This window comes from Mycobacterium sp. 1423905.2 (genome assembly GCF_001673155.1).
Lineage (GTDB): Bacteria > Actinomycetota > Actinomycetes > Mycobacteriales > Mycobacteriaceae > Mycobacterium.
On sequence record NZ_LZLE01000137.1, the window covers coordinates 1 to 1,118 of the forward strand.

1 protein-coding gene and 1 pseudogene are annotated in these 1,118 nt (G+C 68.2%); both read right to left on the reverse strand.

Features of this window, described 5'->3' with window-relative positions; all coding sequences use genetic code 11:
• Positions 1-446: pseudogene (locus A9W95_RS07755) on the reverse strand (protein translocase subunit SecD); the annotation flags it as partial.
• 69 nt (positions 447-515) lie between these two features.
• A complete protein-coding gene (gene yajC / locus A9W95_RS07760) occupies positions 516-878 on the reverse strand; it encodes a preprotein translocase subunit YajC (RefSeq protein ID WP_067410437.1) in 363 nt (120 codons plus the stop codon).
• Positions 879-1,118: the final 240 nt, after the last annotated feature.

Genomic DNA, 1,118 nt, shown 5'->3' on the forward strand with positions numbered 1-1,118 from the left:
GGAGCCGGTTGTGCGCCCGGCCCAGGCGCAGGCGCGGGCTTCGGTTCGGGCGGCGGTGCCCCCTGCGCGGGCATCGAGTTCAGCACCGGCCGGATGTAGAGCCGGGCGGTCTGCCCGAGGTTGCGGGCCTCGTTGCCGTCGGTGCCAGGCACGGTGATGACCAGATTGTCGCCGTCGACCACGACCTCAGATCCGGATACGCCCAGCCCGTTGACTCGCGCGCTGATGATCTGCTGAGCCTGGGCCAGCGCTTCACGGCTGGGGCGGGAGCCGTCGGGGGTGCGCGCCGTCAGCGTCACCCGGGTGCCGCCCTGCAGGTCGATGCCCAGCTTGGGGGCGGCCTTCTTGTCGCCGGTGAGGAAGACCAGCAGATAGACGCCGACCAACATGAGCAGGAACACCGACAGGTAGCGGGCAGGATGCACTGGCGCCGATGACGATGCCACGTTCCTTATATCTCCTTGCGAATCGGTCTTACTGCCGACAGAGCCTACGTGCCGTGTCGGCGAGGACGATCAGGACTCTTTGCCCGAGTCCCTGATGACCCGGTCCGATTCGGCATCCTCGGCGGGTTCGGCGGCGACACCGTCATCGGTCACGTCCTCGTCGAAGTCGTCGTCGGGCAGGATGCGGTCCCGCACGGCCAATTTCATCCAGGTCGTCACCACCCCGGGTGCGATTTCCAAGTCGACGGTGTCCTCGGTCAGCGACACGATGGTGGCTTCCATGCCGGAGGTGGTGTGCACCCGGTCGCCGGGCTGCAACGACTCGTGCAGGTCGATGGTGGCTTGCATGGCGCGCCGCTGCCGGCGCGACGCGAAGTACATGAACCCGCCCATGATGAGCAGGAACGGCAAGAACAGAACGAAACTCTCCATCAAAACGCCTGTCTTTCGTATCGGTAGTCACCGGCCAGTCTGCCATTCCCGCAGGTCGCAAACCGACGACCCCGCGCCGCCCGGCCGATCCCGGGGCCGCGAGTGTGCGGCCAGCCGCACACTGGGCCACGAGGGTGCGGCCAGCCGCACGCTCGGCCCCGACGACCCGGGCGGCCAACAGCTAGGCTTTAGCCGCGACGCGACCGGCGCGCCGCGGAAGGGGAGCATCCGTGGCGAGCG